14 protein-coding genes and 1 riboswitch are annotated in these 16,027 nt (G+C 49.9%); of the genes, 10 read left to right on the top strand and 4 right to left on the bottom strand.

What is annotated here, in order from left to right; translation table 11 throughout:
- Positions 1-32 precede the first annotated feature (32 nt).
- The 9 genes from ESP131_RS00490 to ESP131_RS00450 all read left to right on the top strand — a co-directional run bounded on the left by ESP131_RS00490 (position 33) and on the right by ESP131_RS00450 (position 8,586).
- On the top strand, positions 33-1,061 hold the full coding sequence (locus tag ESP131_RS00490) for a methionine ABC transporter ATP-binding protein (RefSeq protein ID WP_069940048.1): 1,029 nt from the start codon (positions 33-35) through the stop codon (positions 1,059-1,061).
- Positions 1,051-1,701, top strand: a complete 651-nt coding sequence (locus ESP131_RS00485; RefSeq protein ID WP_029342774.1) for a methionine ABC transporter permease — start codon at positions 1,051-1,053, stop codon at positions 1,699-1,701. The genes ESP131_RS00490 and ESP131_RS00485 overlap by 11 nt, the downstream gene beginning before the upstream one ends.
- Positions 1,702-1,720: 19 nt before the next feature.
- A complete protein-coding gene (locus tag ESP131_RS00480; protein ID WP_069940047.1) occupies positions 1,721-2,539 on the top strand; it encodes a MetQ/NlpA family ABC transporter substrate-binding protein in 819 nt (272 codons plus the stop codon).
- Between the two features lie 22 nt (positions 2,540-2,561).
- Complete coding sequence (locus tag ESP131_RS00475) at positions 2,562-3,767, top strand: M20 family metallopeptidase (protein ID WP_047394456.1); 1,206 nt, start codon at positions 2,562-2,564, stop codon at positions 3,765-3,767.
- A 183-nt stretch (positions 3,768-3,950) separates the two neighbouring features.
- A riboswitch (FMN riboswitch) is annotated at positions 3,951-4,095 on the top strand.
- A gap of 160 nt (positions 4,096-4,255) precedes the next feature.
- Positions 4,256-5,296 carry a bifunctional diaminohydroxyphosphoribosylaminopyrimidine deaminase/5-amino-6-(5-phosphoribosylamino)uracil reductase RibD gene (gene ribD, locus ESP131_RS00470; protein WP_069940046.1) on the top strand — a complete coding sequence of 347 codons (1,041 nt, stop codon included), beginning with the start codon at positions 4,256-4,258 and terminating at the stop codon, positions 5,294-5,296.
- Positions 5,281-5,907, top strand: coding sequence for a riboflavin synthase (gene ribE / locus ESP131_RS00465; RefSeq protein WP_029342770.1), 627 nt, complete (start codon positions 5,281-5,283; stop codon positions 5,905-5,907). Before ribD ends, ribE begins: the two co-directional genes overlap by 16 nt.
- Positions 5,907-7,097, top strand: coding sequence for a bifunctional 3,4-dihydroxy-2-butanone-4-phosphate synthase/GTP cyclohydrolase II (locus ESP131_RS00460; protein WP_069940045.1), 1,191 nt, complete (start codon positions 5,907-5,909; stop codon positions 7,095-7,097). Before ribE ends, ESP131_RS00460 begins: the two co-directional genes overlap by 1 nt.
- A complete protein-coding gene (ribH, locus tag ESP131_RS00455; RefSeq protein ID WP_035395821.1) occupies positions 7,094-7,552 on the top strand; it encodes a 6,7-dimethyl-8-ribityllumazine synthase in 459 nt (152 codons plus the stop codon). The genes ESP131_RS00460 and ribH overlap by 4 nt, the downstream gene beginning before the upstream one ends.
- Before the next feature lie 212 nt (positions 7,553-7,764).
- Positions 7,765-8,586: a DUF6612 family protein gene (locus ESP131_RS00450; protein ID WP_047394469.1), complete on the top strand. Its 822-nt coding sequence runs from the start codon at positions 7,765-7,767 to the stop codon at positions 8,584-8,586.
- A gap of 45 nt (positions 8,587-8,631) precedes the next feature.
- Here ESP131_RS00450 and ESP131_RS00445 read toward each other — a convergent pair whose 3' ends face one another.
- Positions 8,632-10,335 carry a methyl-accepting chemotaxis protein gene (locus ESP131_RS00445; RefSeq protein WP_047394473.1) on the bottom strand — a complete coding sequence of 568 codons (1,704 nt, stop codon included), beginning with the start codon at positions 10,333-10,335 and terminating at the stop codon, positions 8,632-8,634.
- A 188-nt stretch (positions 10,336-10,523) separates the two neighbouring features.
- On the opposite strand from ESP131_RS00445, the gene ESP131_RS00440 reads away from it, so the two are divergent.
- Positions 10,524-11,882 (top strand): alanine/glycine:cation symporter family protein, encoded by a 1,359-nt coding sequence (locus ESP131_RS00440; RefSeq protein WP_029342765.1) that lies wholly within the window; start codon positions 10,524-10,526, stop codon positions 11,880-11,882.
- 124 nt (positions 11,883-12,006) lie between these two features.
- On the opposite strand, the gene treC is transcribed toward ESP131_RS00440, so the two are convergent.
- From treC to treR, 3 genes are all read right to left on the bottom strand, one after another.
- A complete protein-coding gene (gene treC / locus ESP131_RS00435) occupies positions 12,007-13,647 on the bottom strand; it encodes an alpha,alpha-phosphotrehalase (RefSeq protein WP_069940044.1) in 1,641 nt (546 codons plus the stop codon).
- A gap of 21 nt (positions 13,648-13,668) precedes the next feature.
- Positions 13,669-15,108, bottom strand: coding sequence for a PTS system trehalose-specific EIIBC component (gene treP / locus ESP131_RS00430; RefSeq protein WP_047394480.1), 1,440 nt, complete (start codon positions 15,106-15,108; stop codon positions 13,669-13,671).
- 182 nt (positions 15,109-15,290) lie between these two features.
- Positions 15,291-15,998 carry a trehalose operon repressor gene (gene treR, locus ESP131_RS00425; protein WP_069940043.1) on the bottom strand — a complete coding sequence of 236 codons (708 nt, stop codon included), beginning with the start codon at positions 15,996-15,998 and terminating at the stop codon, positions 15,291-15,293.
- Between the last annotated feature and the right edge of the window lie 29 nt (positions 15,999-16,027).

Here is a 16,027-nt window from a genome sequence, read left to right as displayed (position 1 = left end):
ACCTTTTTTGTTGAATGAAGGGGGAAAACGGAATGATCGCATTTCATCAAGTCAAAAAAACGTACGTCACGAAGGATCAGACGATCGCAGCGCTCGACGGTGTCGACCTGACGATCGAAAAAGGCGAAATCTTTGGTGTCATCGGCTTTAGCGGTGCCGGAAAAAGTTCACTGCTCCGCTGTGTCAATCTGTTAGAACGACCAACATCAGGAACGGTGACGGTCGATGGGGAAGATTTAACGCAACTGTCTCCGAAAAAATTACGCCAAGCAAAACAACGGATTGGAATGATCTTTCAGCACTTCAATCTATTGAATGCGAACACAGTATTTACGAATGTCGCAAAGCCACTCGTTCTCGCAGGCGTCAAGAAAGATGAGATTCGCCGCCGAGTGACGGAGTTGCTCGAATTCGTTGATCTCGCGGACAAGGCGGATCATTATCCAGATCAATTGTCCGGTGGACAGAAACAGCGTGTTGGCATCGCCCGGGCACTGGCGACGCAACCTTCCGTCCTCTTATGTGACGAAGCGACATCAGCACTTGATCCCCAGACGACGCATCATATTCTCCAGTTATTAAAACGCATCAATGCGGAGTACGGGATCACGATTCTCTTGATCACCCACGAGATGGGCGTCATCCGGGAGATTTGCGACCGGGTCGCCGTCATCGAAGCTGGAAAGTTGATTGAGTCAGGAACGGTCTTCGACGTCTTTTCAAGCCCTCAGACCGAGACGGCAAAAAACTTCGTCCGGTCCGTCATGCATGACGAAATTCCAGCATCGATTCGTCAGTTGATCGAGTCGCGAAATGCACATCCAATCTATAAGATTCATTTTCTCGGACATCACACGGGGCAGCCGCTCTTATCGCAAGTCGCGAAACGCTTTGACGTCGATGTCAACATCTTGCACGGGAGCATCACAGAGTTGCAGGATACGCCGTTTGGCACCTTACTCGTCGAGTTGATCGGTGAGCCGGCTGAAGTAAAACGAGCGTTACACTATATCGATCAGGCACAGGTGACAGTCGAGGAGGTGCTTGCCCATGCTAGTTAATTACAGTGATATTTGGACGGCATTTTTGCAGACGATGACGATGGTATCCGTCTCACTCTTATTCTCGACTTTGATTGGCTTACCACTCGGTATCCTACTTGTCGTCACGCGAAAAGGAGCATTGCTTGAAAATGTCCCGCTGTTCACGTTCTTCAACAGTATCGTCAATATTTTCCGTTCGATTCCGTTCATCATCTTACTCGTCGCGATCATCCCGTTGACGCGCTTGATCGTCCAGACATCGATCGGAACCGAAGCCGCCATCGTCCCGCTCGTCTTTTACGCCGCACCGTACATGGCGCGTCTGATCGAGAGCTCGTTACTCGAAGTCGATAAAGGTGTTCTGGAAGCAGCAGAAGCGATGGGTGCGACACCGTTTCAAACGATTTTCCGCTTCCTCCTACCGGAAGCACTCGGTTCACTGATCCTGAACTTAACGATCGCGACGATTGGCTTGATCGGGGCGTCAGCGATGGCAGGTGCGATTGGAGGCGGTGGTCTCGGTGACTTAGCGATCACCTATGGTTATCAACGATTCGACACGAAAGTCATGATCATCACGGTCGGGATTCTCGTCATCTTAGTTCAAGGCTTACAGACGACAGGCAATATCGTCGCACGAAAAATCAGAAGACATTAATCAAGGGAGCGATTCAGCCATGAAAAAAGCAGTAGCAATTGGAGCAACACTAACGACGATTTTATTTGCCGGGTGCGCAGCATCAGGAGAAGACGAAAAGACGATCAAACTCGGTGTCAGCGGTTCAGACACACAAGTTTGGGACTATGTCGCGAAAAAAGCAGAAAAGGAGGGCATCAAAATCGAGCTCGTCAAGTTCTCCGATTATGTCCAGCCGAACATGGCACTGGCTGAGGGTGAGATCGACGCCAATGCCTTCCAGACGATTTCCTACTTCAACGCCTTCAAGAAGGAACACAAGTTGAAGCTGTCACCGATCGCGACGACCGTCATTGCACCGATGGGGATCTACTCGGATAAATACAAGGATGTCAAAGACATTCCGGTCGGCGGAAAAATCGCCGTTCCGAACGAAGCGACGAACATGGGGCGCGCCCTCTTGTTACTACAAGAAGCCGGTCTGATCAAGTTACCGGACGACTTCGACGGTAACGGTTCAGTCGATAAGATCGTCGAGAATCCGAAGAAACTGAAAATCGTTCCGATCGTCGCTGGGCAAACACCGCGCGTCTTACCGGACGTCGCGGCATCGATCATCAACAATGGCATTGCCGTTGATGCTGGCTTCAATCCAATCAAGGACTCGATCGTCCATGAGAACGAGACAGCAAAACCATACATCAATATCATCGCAACACGGACGGAAGACAAAAACAAAAAAGAATTGAAAAAAATCGCGTCGCTTTACCAACAAAAAGATGTCGCGGCTTTCATCAAAAAAGAATACAAAGGTAGTACGATCCCGACGTTCGTTCCACTAAGCGACATCGGCGAATAAATTCAAAAGGAGAGTGGACTATATGACGACACCAGTACGCACGACATGGGTAGAGACGATTGAACAAGACATCGAACAAAAACGAGAATCGTATCTTGAGACGAGTCACCGGATTCATGCGACACCGGAAATCGGGAACGAGGAATTCTTTGCTTCGCGGCTCCATGCGGAACGTCTGACGGCTGAAGGATTTACGGTAGAACTTGGTGTCGCGGGGCACGATACAGCATTTTTCGCGAAGAAGTCGAGCGACCGATCAGGCGCGACGATTGCCTTTCTGGCAGAATACGATGCGTTGCCAGGCATCGGGCACGCATGCGGTCATAATATCATCGGTACGACGAGTGTTGCGGCAGCGATCGCACTTAGTAAAGTGCTCGATGAAGTCGGTGGAAGTGTCGTCGTGCTGGGAACACCGGCCGAAGAAGGTGGACCGAACGGTAGTGCGAAAGGTAGTTTCGTCAAACATCAGTTGCTGGAAGGAATCGATGCAGCCTTAATGGTCCATCCGTCCGGACAAACACGGATCACGGGTTCTTCGCTTGCAGTCGATCCGCTCGACTTTGCCTTTACTGGTCGTCCGGCGCATGCTGCGGCGTCACCGGAAGAAGGCATCAATGCTCTCGACGCGGTCATCCAACTCTTCAACGGCATCAATGCCTTACGTCAGCAGTTACCGGACGATGTCCGGATCCACGGAATCATCACGCATGGTGGCGATGCACCGAACATCATCCCGGAATACGCAAAAGCACGTTTCTTCATCCGGGCGACGACACGGGAACGACTGAATGCCGTCACGGAAAAAGTCAAAGCCGTTGCTGAAGGCGCGGCACTCGCGACCGGGGCGACGCTTGACGTCATCGCTTTCCAAAATGAAGTCGATAACCTCGTCTTCAACCGGGCGTTCGACCGTCTGTTCCAAGAAGAAGCAGAGGCGCTCGGCGAAATCGTTCACTTGGACGAACGCCCGGGTCTTGGCTCGACGGATGCCGGTAACATCAGTCAAGTCATCCCGACAATCCATCCGTATATCAAGATTGGACCAGATGATCTCGTCGCCCATACGGAAGCGTTCAAAGAAGCGGCACGTTCAGAAGCAGGAGATGAAGCATTAATCACGGGGGCAAAAATCCTCGCTCGGACAGCACTTCGTGTCCTTGCGGATGAACGGACGCGCGGGGCGATTGCTCAAGAATTCCACGACCGGAAGAACGGGTATTTGTAAGCGGAAAACAACGACTGGACACACTGTTATCAGGTGATCCAGTCGTTTTTGCGATGTAGTCGATGACGAATTGGTGAGAGATGACAGAACTGGAGCGAAATCAAAAAAGAGACAAGACAGAAGCATTTGCGCTTTGTTTTCTTGAAAAAGATATGCTAGGCTAAAGTTGTATAACTCAATAATCCAGTTCTTCGGGGTAGGGTGAAAATCCCAACCGGCGGTGATGCGATCAATCGATCGACGAGCCCGCGACCCATGATGTACGCATCATGGCTGACTTGGTGAGATTCCAGGGCCGACGGTAAAGTCCGGATGGGAGAAGAACGAAACGACGCGATTCAAGCTGTTTTCTGAAAAAATGTTTTCAGGAGACGGTCTCTTTCTGCATGAAAAAATGCAGGGAGCGAACCGTGTATTTCGTGAACCCTTCTATACAGACGCCCCTTTTTCAAGGGGCGTCTTTTTTTCATTTGAAAGGAGTGAACGCGATGTCACAGATGATGAGTTATGCCATGCAATTAGCACATATGTTACACGGACAAACAAGTCCGAATCCAAGTGTCGGCTGTGTCATCGTCAAACAAGGACGCATCATTGGCTTTGGTGCACATCGGTTTGCCGGTGGTCCGCACGCGGAAGTCGAAGCCTTGCGAATGGCAGGAGAAGCCGCCCGTGGTGCTGATCTCTACGTGACGCTTGAGCCGTGCAATCATCACGGTAAGACACCACCATGCACGGAAGCGATTCTACAAGCCGGAATCAAACGGGTCTTCGTCGCAACGGAAGACAAACATGCGATCGTCGCCGGTTCAGGAATCAAACGCCTACAAGACGCGGGACTCGAAGTCGAGGTCGGCTTGTTACGACATGAGGCAGAAGCTCTCTACACGGAATTCTGGAAGACGATCGAACGAAAACGTCCGACCGTGACCGTCAAAATCGCTCAGACGATGAACGGGATCGCAGCGACAGGTGAACAACGCTGGATCACGTCAGAAGAAGCACGCGAGAACGGTCGCGCCCTGCGCGGACGCCACGATGCAATCCTCGTCGGCAGTGAGACGGTCCTTATCGATGATCCGGCACTGACATTACGCGCGGCGTCAGGCATCGAACCGATTCGAGTAATCGTCGATCGCCGTGGTCGGGTCCCGGAGACGGCGCAAGTCTTCCACGAGGGTAAAAATCCAACCTACTGGCTGACGAGTGTTCCGCGGGTCAGTCATGATCAAGTGACAGTCCTCGTCGGTGAATATGAGACGCCAGAAGCGATTTTGAAACGCTTATACGAACAAGACATCCGCAGTGTCTTGATTGAAGGTGGACCAACGATTCAAGCCGCTTTCCTTGAGGCGGATCTCGTCGATCGGCTTGAAGTCTATCAAGCCCCATCGATTTTTGAAGGCAATGCCTGGAACAGTCAACACGATATCGAAGATCGGTTTCAAATCGACCAAATCGAAACGGTCGGACCGGATCTCCATCTGACGTACATCCGAAAGGAGGAGACGACATGTTCACCGGATTGATTGAAGAAGTCGGGACCTTAAAACGAAAGATTCCGCGACCGAATGGATTAGCGCTTGAAATTGAAGCGCACCGGGTGCTCGAAGGAACGAAGATTGGTGACAGCATCGCCGTCGACGGGATTTGTTTGACCGTCACGTCGATGAGCCCGACTGGTTTTACGGCCGATGCCGTCCATGACACGATTCGGTCAACAGCCCTCGGCACGTACCGGGTCGGCAGCCCGTTGCAACTTGAACGGGCGATGCCAGCAGACGGTCGCTTCGGCGGTCATTTCGTCAGTGGACATATCGACGGCACAGCACGGCTGATTAGTCGGCGACCGGATGGAGAAGCGATGGTCTATACGTTTGATGTCGGATCGTGGCAAAAGTATTGTATTCCAAAAGGCTCGATCGCAATCAACGGCACGAGCCTGACGTTGCAACGCGTCACGCCGGAAACAATCTCGATTTCATTAATTCCGCACTCACGTCAAGTGACGACGTTTGATCGATTGGCAAGCGGTGCAGTCGTCAATATCGAGTGTGACATGATGGCGAAACATCTCTATCATTTCACGCAGCATGAGAAGCAGACGGACTGGGCAGCATTCTTAGGAGGCGACATGTAATGAATGGATTCGACTTGATTGAAGACGCAATAGAAGATTTGAAGAACGGACGACCGATCATCGTCTGTGATGATGAGGACCGTGAGAATGAGGGCGATCTCGTCATGCTCGCGGAACACGCGACACCAGAAAACATCAACTTCATGATCACGCATGGAAAAGGACTCGTCTGCGTACCAGTCAGTCCGCGGATTGCACAACGACTCGAACTTGCTCCGATGACAGCGAATAATACGGACCCACATGGGACGGCATTCACACTCAGTATCGATCATGAAGACGCGAAAACCGGTATCAGCGCTGAAGAACGGTCGCTAACGATCCAGCGGATGCTAATCGATGGACCGGAACGGTTTAAACGACCAGGTCATATCTTCCCGTTGATCGCAAAAGAAGGCGGTGTCCGGGAACGACGCGGACATACGGAAGCGGGCGTTGATCTTGCCCGTCTTGCCGGCAGCGATGAGATCGCCGTCATCTGTGAAATCATCAAGGAAGACGGCACGATGGCACGTGTGGATGATCTACTTCTCTATAAGGAAGAACACGGTTTAAAACTGATTACGATCGAAGCACTCGTCGCGTACTTCGAGCGTCCATTGACGCGGGAAGCGGAAGTGTTACTTCCGACGACGTTCGGAGCTTTCCGGATGATCGGCTATACGACGCAAGACGATAAAGAACACGTCGCTGTCTTGTCGGGTGAAGCGTACGACGGCATGCTCGTCCGGCTGCACTCGGAATGCCTGACGGGGGACGTCTTCGGTTCGAAGCGTTGCGATTGTGGACCGCAACTCGATGCGGCACTCGAACGGATCGAACGAGAAGGTGGAGCCGTCTTGTATTTACGCCAGGAAGGACGCGGCATCGGTCTGATGGCGAAGTTAAAAGCGTACGAGTTACAAGAACAAGGACTTGATACAGTCGAAGCGAACCATGCACTCGGTTATCCGACGGATATGCGTGACTATACGGTCGCGGCCAACATGTTGCGCGATCTAGGCGTGACGAAGATCCGCTTGATGACGAATAATCCGGATAAACAACGGGTGCTCGAACAAGAAGGGATCGAAGTCATCGAACGTGTACCCCATCAAGTACCGGCTGAACCAGAAAATCAGCGCTATCTGAAAACAAAACAAACGAAACTCGGGCACTGGCTCGACATCCAAGGAGGACACACATCATGATCTACGAAGGTTTCTTAACAGGAGAAGGACTACGCGTCGCAATCGTCGCAGCACGTTTTAACGAATTGATCACATCAAAACTCGTCGGTGGAGCAAACGACGCTTTCCGCCGCCACGGTGTTGCAGCGGATGCTGTCGATACAGCGTGGGTTCCTGGGGCATTTGAGATTCCACTCGTCGCGGAAAAGTTAGCGAAAAGCGGCAAGTATGACGCAGTCATCACACTTGGCGCCGTCATCCGTGGGGCGACGTCACACTATGATTACGTCTGTAACGAAGTCGCGAAAGGTGTCGCGAGTGCATCACGCGACACAGGCGTACCGATCATCTTCGGTGTCCTGACGACGGATTCGATCGAGCAAGCAGTCGAACGTGCCGGTACGAAAGCTGGGAACAAAGGTTACGAAGCAGCGGTTTCTGCAATCGAGATGGCGAATCTTTTACGGACGATTTAACAAACCAGAAACAGGCTGATGGAAGCTTCCGTCAGCCTGTTTTTTTGCAAAAATCTCACGAGCACTGAACCAAATTTCAAAAAAAGGATAGTAGATTTGAAATTTGAGGGTTCGTTTTGAAGGAGAACGGTAATGGTCTACTAAAGAAACTTTGAAACATTTTCCAATGTTTTTCGTAAATCAGGGTAACGCGTATAAAGGAGGAAATGAATATGAAGAAAACAAGGTGGGTAGCAGCCGGGATTGTCGCAGCATCGATTGGACTTGCCGGATGCCAAGATGGACAGACGGATTCAGGTAGTGGCAGCGGATCTGGTTCGAAGAAGTCGGGGGAACTCTCGAACACAGAGCTGTTAAAGAAAGCGACAGCCGCTCAAGAGGACATCAAATCGTTCCACATGGACGGAACAGTCAGCTCTAAAGCAGGTGAGATGGCGATGGATCAGAAGGTTTCAGCAGATATCATTCAAAAGCCACTCGCGATGAAGCAGACGATGACGATGAAAAATCCTGAAGACGGGAAAGACGTGACGATTGAAAGTTACATCGTTGACGATAAAATGTATCTCTCGCAAAACGGACAATGGATTGTTCAAGATGTGTCGGAGCTAGGCGAGATGGTCGAAGCGATGGAATCATCGGCATCGACGGAACAAAACTTGCAGCTCCTAAAGAAATACAAAGATAATTGGACAGCGAAAAAAGAGGGCGATGTCTATCAGATCGACGTTAAGCTGAGTGGGGATGACCTGAAGGCCTTCATGAAGGATTCACTCGAACAGACAGGACAGATGGCGCAGATGAAAGATGCGATGGATAGCATCGATTATAAAAAGATGAACTACAAAATGACGTACGACGCGAAGACATTCTATCCGAAGTCACTCGACATGGATATGGTGTTTGCGATTGAAAAAGAGACCGAGTTCAACATGAAGAATGAGTCGACGTTCTCGAAATTCAATGAGATCGACGAGATCAAATTACCGGCGGAAGCAAAAGACGCACAACCACTCACAGGTGCCGGTCAATAAAAAACAAGCCCCTCTCTTCTGATCTGAAGACGAGGGGCTTGTCGTTTAGACTTGGAACTGGCGTAAGACCTCTTTTAGTGACTCCGCCTGTTGTTGACTGACGGAAGTCTGGTTGTGCACATCCCGGAATGCTTGAACGGAATGATTGATTTGTTCCGACATTGATTGTGTGCCTTGCGCTCCATCGTTGACGGTGACGGCGACATCATGGATGACACCGAGCATGTTTGCTGTAAGTTCCTGGAGTTGACCGGCTTGAGCGGCGAAGTGTTCCGCTGCATCACCGAATAATTGTGCGTCATTTCGATACTGAACGGAGGCGTCTTCGAATAAATCATAGTCCTTAACGACCTTCGTATCGATGAAGGAGAGCATCTCACCGGAAGCAGCGTTTAAATGTTCAACGGACTCGATGACGGAAATCGAGACGTCTTGGATTTGTTCGACGGTATCCCGGCTACTTTCAGCAAGTTTACGAATCTCATCGGCGACGACGGCGAAGCCACGACCGACTTCACCAGCGCGTGCTGCTTCAATCGAAGCGTTAAGGGACAATAGGTTTGTTTGTGCGGCGATTGAGAGAATCGCATCCGATAAGACGGAAATTTCTTTGACGGCTTTCGCACGTGTCATCGCGTCCTCGAGTTTACTTTTCGTCTCGGCAAGGATGTGATTCGCGGTCTGTTTCGCTTCTGTCGCGACGACTTGAAGCGATTCAGCACGCCCGCCGACTTCTTGTGCCCGTTTTCCATTTGCTTCTGCGCCGGAGACGATATCATGAATCGTCGCTTCCATATCGACAGCAGACGAGTTCATCTCTTCGGCAGAGGCGGCTGTCTCCTGCATACCGGCTGATAAGTTTTCGATCGTATGGGAAGTCGACGCCATATCCTGATCGAGTTCGCTGATTCGACCGGAGACGTGATGTGAGGTCGATACGACGTGGGTTGCTGTATCATCGACTTGAATGATGATCGTCCGTAAGTGGGCGATGAATTGATTCATCGACTGGGCGATTTGTCCGATTTCATCATCACGCACGACGTCGAGTTGAGCCGTCAAGTCGCCGCCTTGTGTTGCCAGTTCATGCGTTTTCGCCTGCAGTTGACGGAGTGGAACGAAGATCGAGCGTAAAATCAAGACGGTGAAGATGACACCGAGTAATCCGACGACACCGATGATCGTGAAGAGAAGGATATGAGCTGTATTGGCAGAACTTGTGATGGCATCACCATTTATTTTCGCTTGTTGATTATTGTATTTCACGATTTTCGTTAATTGATCAGAGACAGCGAAGTATGAATCACGACTCTCACCTTCATAATAGGTGACTGCTTCTTTTTGGGTTTCTGGTGTACTGAGGGCGAGAAGACGATCAGTCGTCTCATTGAAAGTTTGCCATTTTTTCGTGAGATCATTGAACAGTTCGCGATCGCTTTTTAAATAAATCGTTTTCTCGTATTTCGCGAGATTCGCGTCAACGGTCGCTAAACCGTCTTTGACACGCTTATCATAACCGGCTTTGATCTCTGGATCATTTTCTTGAATGTGTAATAATTCGACACGTCGCAAATCAGACAGTGCCGTGTTCGTTTCATGGGATAAGTTCAGACCAGGAATCCAGGAGGACGTGATGGTCTGACTCTGTTTGTCGACGTGGTCGAGCGAGAATCCGCCGTACAGTCCGACGCCAATCAAGCTTAGCAAAAGGATGGAGGACAATAAGATAAGCTTCGTTTTAATCTTCATATGATTCGCTCCTTTTTTGCAAGATGAACTATTTATTTTCTTGATTATACCTTCACAAGTAAAAAATTTACTTATTATCAAAAAAATTAAAACGTAAAATAGTTTCATGAAAAAATAGTTTGACAATTATCAGTAAATTCTGAAAAAATGGTAAGGAACTACATATCTCATAAAGGGAGGTAAGACGAATGGGAAATTCATTTAGTGAGTGGATTAGTGCGGTGTCCGATATCGTATGGGGACCACCGTTACTCATTCTGTTGGTCGGTACGGGGATTTACTTGACGATTCGCTTAGGATTCATTCAAATTACCAAACTGCCGTATGCGCTGAAGCTTGCGTTTTCAAAGCATCAGGACGATAAGTCAGAAGGTGACATCAGTCACTTTCAAGCGTTGATGACGGCACTGGCTGCGACCGTCGGTACGGGAAATATCGTCGGTGTCGCAACCGCCGTCGTCCTCGGGGGACCAGGCGCGATCGTCTGGATGTGGCTGTCCGGTCTGTTCGGGATGGCGACGAAATACGCGGAAGCGATTCTTGCCGTCAAATATCGTGTCGTTGATGAAAAAGGACAGATGGCAGGGGGACCGATGTATTACCTCGAGCGTGGACTGAAGCAGAAATGGCTCGGTGTCTTGTTTGCCGCGTTCGCTTCGATCGCTGCGTTCGGGATCGGAAACGGGGTCCAGACGAACTCGGTCGCCCTCGCGATGAAATCAACGTTTGATGTGCCACTTTACGTGACGGGGATCGTATTGATGGTACTGACGGGTGTCGTCATTCTCGGTGGGGTCAAGTCAATCGGGAAAGTCGTCAGTCTGTTCGTTCCGTTCATGATTTTCTTCTATGTCGGAAGTGGCTTGCTGATTCTCATCATGAACTATGATCTGATTCCAGGTGCGATTTCAACGATCTTCAGTAGTACGTTCTCAAACGAGGCAATCACGGGTGGGGCAATCGGGGCGGCAATTCGTTACGGTGTCGCGCGTGGTGTCTTCTCGAACGAAGCAGGACTTGGTTCAGCACCGATCGCAGCCGCTGCTGCGAAGACGGACTTCCCGGGGCGTCAAGCGCTCGTCTCGATGACGCAAGTGTTCCTCGATACATTGGTCGTCTGTTCGATCACGGGCCTGACGCTCGTCATGGGAGGGCAGCTCGATACGAAATTGGAGGGTGTTGAATTGACGACGGCGAGCTTCGAAGTCTTCCTCGGTCCTGCTGGGAAATACATCGTTACGATCGGTCTCGTCATGTTCGCTTACTCGACGGTCCTTGGGTGGTCATATTATGGGGAAAAATCGATCTATTATCTGTTTGGTCAAAAATCAATCCTACCGTACCGCATCCTGTTCGTCTTAGTCGCCGGAGCGGGTGCGATGACGACGAACTTGAACATGGTCTGGGCGATTTCCGATGTCTTCAACGGATTGATGGCGATTCCGAACTTGATTGGTTTAATTGGATTGTCTGGTGTCGTTATTGCCGAGACACGACTGTTCCGCGAACAGTTGAAACGAGAAGAAGCGAATCGGAAGGTTTCGTAGGATACATGCTCTAAAAACGAGTTCGTGTATGATGAAGTATGAGAAAAGGGAGATCACGTTCCGGGTCATGTACTCGGATGGTGATTTCCCTTTTTATTTGATCAAGAGAACAACGAGAGATGCATCACTTTTTACGATAAAGCATCAAGGATTCATAAGGACGTAACGTCAGAGTTTGACCCTCTGTCTGTATCTGCTGATAATTGTGAATCAACACCGTATAGTCCGACCCGTCACGAGGTAACGTGAACGTCGTGTCTGTTCCGTAGAAGTTCGAAACGACAAGCAACTCTTCCTCGTTCGTTACGCGTTCGTACGCCCAGAGTGACGGATCGTCTGGTGTCAACAGACGGTACGAACCATCCGTGAGCACGTCATACTGTTTACGGAGTTGAATCAATCGTTTGTAATGATGATAGACCGAGTCAGGGTTTGCGACAGCCGACTCGACATTGATCTGGTCATACGTCGGCGAGACCGGTATCCACGGATCGCTTGTACTAAAGCCACCGTTGAGTGCGTCTGACCATGGCATCGGCGTCCGCGCATTATCACGCGATTTTTGACGAATCGCAGCGAGAATCGCTTCTTCCGATATACCGTTGTTCCGAGCTTCCTGATAGGCGTTCAATGTCTCGACATCGCGGTAGTCGGACAAATCCGTGAAGTCCGGATTCGGCATGCCGATCTCTTCTCCTTGATAGATGTACGGTGTACCTTGCAAACCGTGAAGCGTCGTCGCGAGCATCTTCGCACTTTCGACGCGATACGTGACGTCATCACCAAATCGGCTGACGACGCGTGGTTGGTCATGATTGCACCAAAAAATTGCGTTCCAGGCTTGTCCGTTCATGCCGAATTGCCAGTCGGAGAAAATCTGTTTCAGTTGCTTGAAATCAAACGGTGCTGCCGTCCATTTTTCACCGTTCGGATAATCGACCTTCAAATGATGAAAGTTGAACGTCATCTTCAGTTCTTGTTCATCAAGTGATGAATAACGAAGGCAGTGTTCAAGTGACGTCGACGACATCTCACCGACGGTCAAGAGATCGTGTCCGGCAAAGACTTCTGCGTTCATCTCTTGCAAGTAGTAGTGGACGTTCGGTCCGTCCGTATAATACGAACGACCGTCTCCTGCTGGATCGTTCGGAAGACCTGGCGTTTTTGAAATCAAATTGATGACATCGAGTCGGAAGCCACTGACCCCTTTATCCCGCCAAAAGCGCATCATGTTGTAAACATCTTCCCGTAAACGTGGATTTTCCCAGTTCAGATCCGCTTGTGTCTTGTCGAACAGGTGCAAGTAATACTTGCCAGCTACCTCATCAAATGACCAAGCGGGACCGCCGAATTTCGATACCCAGTCGTTCGGTGTATCGCGCCAGATAAAATAGTCGTGATACGGGCTGTCCGGGTGACGTCCTTCTTCGAACCAAGAGTGCGACGTCGAGCAATGGTTGACGACGATATCCATCATGACAGACAGACCGCGTTGTTTTGCTTCTGCAAGTAACGTCTCGAAATCGTCCATTGTTCCGTAGGATGGATCAATCGCGTAATAATCACTGACATCATAGCCATTGTCGTTCTGAGGTGAAGCATAGACCGGCGTCAACCAAAGGTAATCGACACCAAGATCCGCCAGATAATCGAGTTTGGCAGTGACGCCACGTAACGTACCGGTCGCTTTGCCCTCCGGACTATAAAAACTCTTCGGATAGATTTGATAAACGGCGGATTTGCGCCAATCGGTTGTCGTGATCATTAGATACACACCTTTCTAGAATTACGCTGCTTTTTTCAGGGCAGCTTTTTTTGCGCGTTTCGTTGAGACATAGTGGAACAGGAACGTACAGGCGACAGGAACGATGATCGCTATCACCATGCCGACGATGAATGACAGAATCGAGCCTGGTACGATCGAAATGAAAGCAGGTAATCCGCCAACACCGATCGCAGGAGCAAGAACGCCACTGACGGCGATGAAAGCTGACGCGATCGCTGAACCGACGAGTGCCGCGTAAAACGGATATTTGAATCGGAGATTGACCCCGAACATCGCTGGTTCCGTGATCCCGAAGTAGGCGGATAAAGCGGACGTTGATGCCATGTTTTTATCGTTAACGTTTTTCGCGAGGAAAAGCATCGCGAGTGTTGCTGAACCTTGGGCGATGTTCGAAATCGCGATCATCGGCCAGATGAACGTCGTTCCGCTTTGTCCGATCAACTGTAGATCAACGGCGATGAACATGTGGTGCATGCCGGTAATGACGAGCGGCGCATAGAGTGCGCCGAAGAGTAAGGCACCAAGTAACGGAACAGCTTCGAACGTATTGACGACACCGATCGTAATCCAGTCACCGACTTGACGCGTGACCGGTCCGATGACGGCAAGGGCGAGGAAGCCCGTCAATGTGATCGTCGTAATCGGTACGACGAGTAATTGAATCGCATTCGGTACCCGTTTTTTGAGCCAACGTTCAATCGTACTGAGAACATAAGCAGCGGCGAGTACAGGGAGGATTTGTCCCTGATAACCGACTTTTTCAATTTCAAAGAGACCGAGAATGTTGAACGTCGGGATTTCACCTTTTAGAGCACTTTGTCCGTAGTTCCAAGCGTTTAAGAGATCTGGGTGAACAAGCATCAGACCCATGACAATCCCGAGAATCTCACTTCCACCGAAGCGTTTCGTCGCTGACCAACCGACGAGTGCCGGGAGGAAGACGAAGGCCGTGTTTGCCATCATATTGATGAGATCCCAAAGTCCTTGTAAGTTTGGATAACGATCGATCATCGTCTTGCCACCGAACTCGATACCGAATAGATTATTGATTCCCATTAAGAGACCAGCAACGATGATCGCCGGGATGATAGGCATGAAGACATCAGAAAAGACTTTGATCAACTTTTGGAACGGATTCATCTTGGCAGCGCCAGACGATTTAACATCTGCGATCGTTGTTGCCTGTAAACCGGTTAATTGAATGAATTCTGCATAGACCCGGTCGACGTCTCCGGCACCAATGACGATTTGATAGACACCCGCGTTCAAGAACGCGCCTTTGACGAGCGGAACTTCAAGTAAGGCTTCTTGATCGACAAGCTCTTGATTCTTAAGCGTTAAACGAAGACGGGTGACACAGTGAGCTGCCTGCTCAACGTTCTCCTTACCTCCGATGTTCTCAATGATTTGCTCTGCAATCTGACGATAGTTTGGTTTCATCTCGATGCTCCTTTTTGGAAGTGACATACTCGACCACTTTTAAAATGAAAACGTTTTCTTATCTGCGCACACTTATCTTAACTTATCTATATAAGTTGGTCAAGAACTTATATAGATAAGTTGGGGAGAATAAAAAAGAGAGAATCCGTCATCTACGAATTCCCTCATCTTGCAGCCTATATTCAACGACGGGCAATATCAGTGAACTGAAACTTATCGAGCCGGTGACGCGATTCCGTCCGTTCGAAATGTTGTCCTTCATAGAAATACGTATCGTTCGTGACAACGATGACATGCGTCATATCGTGAAGGTCGAGTCGTTCTTGGTCTTCCATTGTCGCAGGGCGAGCTTCGATTTTTCGTTTTGCGTAGCTGATTTGCCGACCAAGTGTCTCTTCGATGTACTGATAGATCGAACCTTGAGCGATGTCAGTCGTGAGTCCGGGTACGAGTGCTGTCACGAAATGATTGATGTCACGGATGACACGTTCACCATCGATTTGGCGAATTCGCTCGATGCGCGTCACGTCCGTTCCTTGTGCCACATGTAATAACGAAGCGAGTTCAGCAGAAGCGGAAAGGACTTCGCAGGATAAGACATCCGTCTCGACGGTATGACGCCCCATCCGGCGATGTGCTTCCGAGAAGCTGACGATGCCGTTGAATTGGAACTCGATCGCTTCTTGCGACAGGACGAAGACACCTTTCCCCTGGTGTTTACGGACGAAGCCTTTTTCTTGCAGGGCATCAATCGCTTTTCGAACCGTTCCGCGGCTCGCCTCGAATTCATGCATCAATTCCGTTTCAGAAGGTAATTTCGTTTCGGCCGGGAGCGTTCCTTCCTGAATCCGCTGTGCGAGCTCGTGATAGATGTTTAAATACTTCGGCATATGATCCGTCCTTTACACTCAAATAATGT

Source organism: Exiguobacterium sp. U13-1 (assembly GCF_001750115.1).
GTDB lineage: Bacteria > Bacillota > Bacilli > Exiguobacteriales > Exiguobacteriaceae > Exiguobacterium_A > Exiguobacterium_A acetylicum.
The sequence above is the reverse complement of the archived record's forward strand: the minus strand, read 5'-3'. Positions and strand labels throughout refer to the sequence as shown.

Bases quoted from the DNA above. Each gene is read 5' to 3' on its own strand.
- ribH (WP_035395821.1), top strand. From the start codon at position 7,094: ATGATCTACGAAGGTTTCTTAACAGGAGAAGGACTACGCGTCGCAATC.
- ESP131_RS00490 (WP_069940048.1), top strand. From the start codon at position 33: ATGATCGCATTTCATCAAGTCAAAAAAACGTACGTCACGAAGGATCAG.
- ESP131_RS00450 (WP_047394469.1), top strand. From the start codon at position 7,765: ATGAAGAAAACAAGGTGGGTAGCAGCCGGGATTGTCGCAGCATCGATT.
- ESP131_RS00485 (WP_029342774.1), top strand. From the start codon at position 1,051: ATGCTAGTTAATTACAGTGATATTTGGACGGCATTTTTGCAGACGATG.
- ribE (WP_029342770.1), top strand. From the start codon at position 5,281: ATGTTCACCGGATTGATTGAAGAAGTCGGGACCTTAAAACGAAAGATT.
- ESP131_RS00480 (WP_069940047.1), top strand. From the start codon at position 1,721: ATGAAAAAAGCAGTAGCAATTGGAGCAACACTAACGACGATTTTATTT.
- treC (WP_069940044.1), bottom strand. From the start codon at position 13,647: ATGATCACGACAACCGATTGGCGCAAATCCGCCGTTTATCAAATCTAT.
- ESP131_RS00475 (WP_047394456.1), top strand. From the start codon at position 2,562: ATGACGACACCAGTACGCACGACATGGGTAGAGACGATTGAACAAGAC.
- ESP131_RS00445 (WP_047394473.1), bottom strand. From the start codon at position 10,335: ATGAAGATTAAAACGAAGCTTATCTTATTGTCCTCCATCCTTTTGCTA.
- treP (WP_047394480.1), bottom strand. From the start codon at position 15,108: ATGAAACCAAACTATCGTCAGATTGCAGAGCAAATCATTGAGAACATC.
- treR (WP_069940043.1), bottom strand. From the start codon at position 15,998: ATGCCGAAGTATTTAAACATCTATCACGAGCTCGCACAGCGGATTCAG.
- ESP131_RS00460 (WP_069940045.1), top strand. From the start codon at position 5,907: ATGAATGGATTCGACTTGATTGAAGACGCAATAGAAGATTTGAAGAAC.
- ribD (WP_069940046.1), top strand. From the start codon at position 4,256: ATGTCACAGATGATGAGTTATGCCATGCAATTAGCACATATGTTACAC.
- ESP131_RS00440 (WP_029342765.1), top strand. From the start codon at position 10,524: ATGGGAAATTCATTTAGTGAGTGGATTAGTGCGGTGTCCGATATCGTA.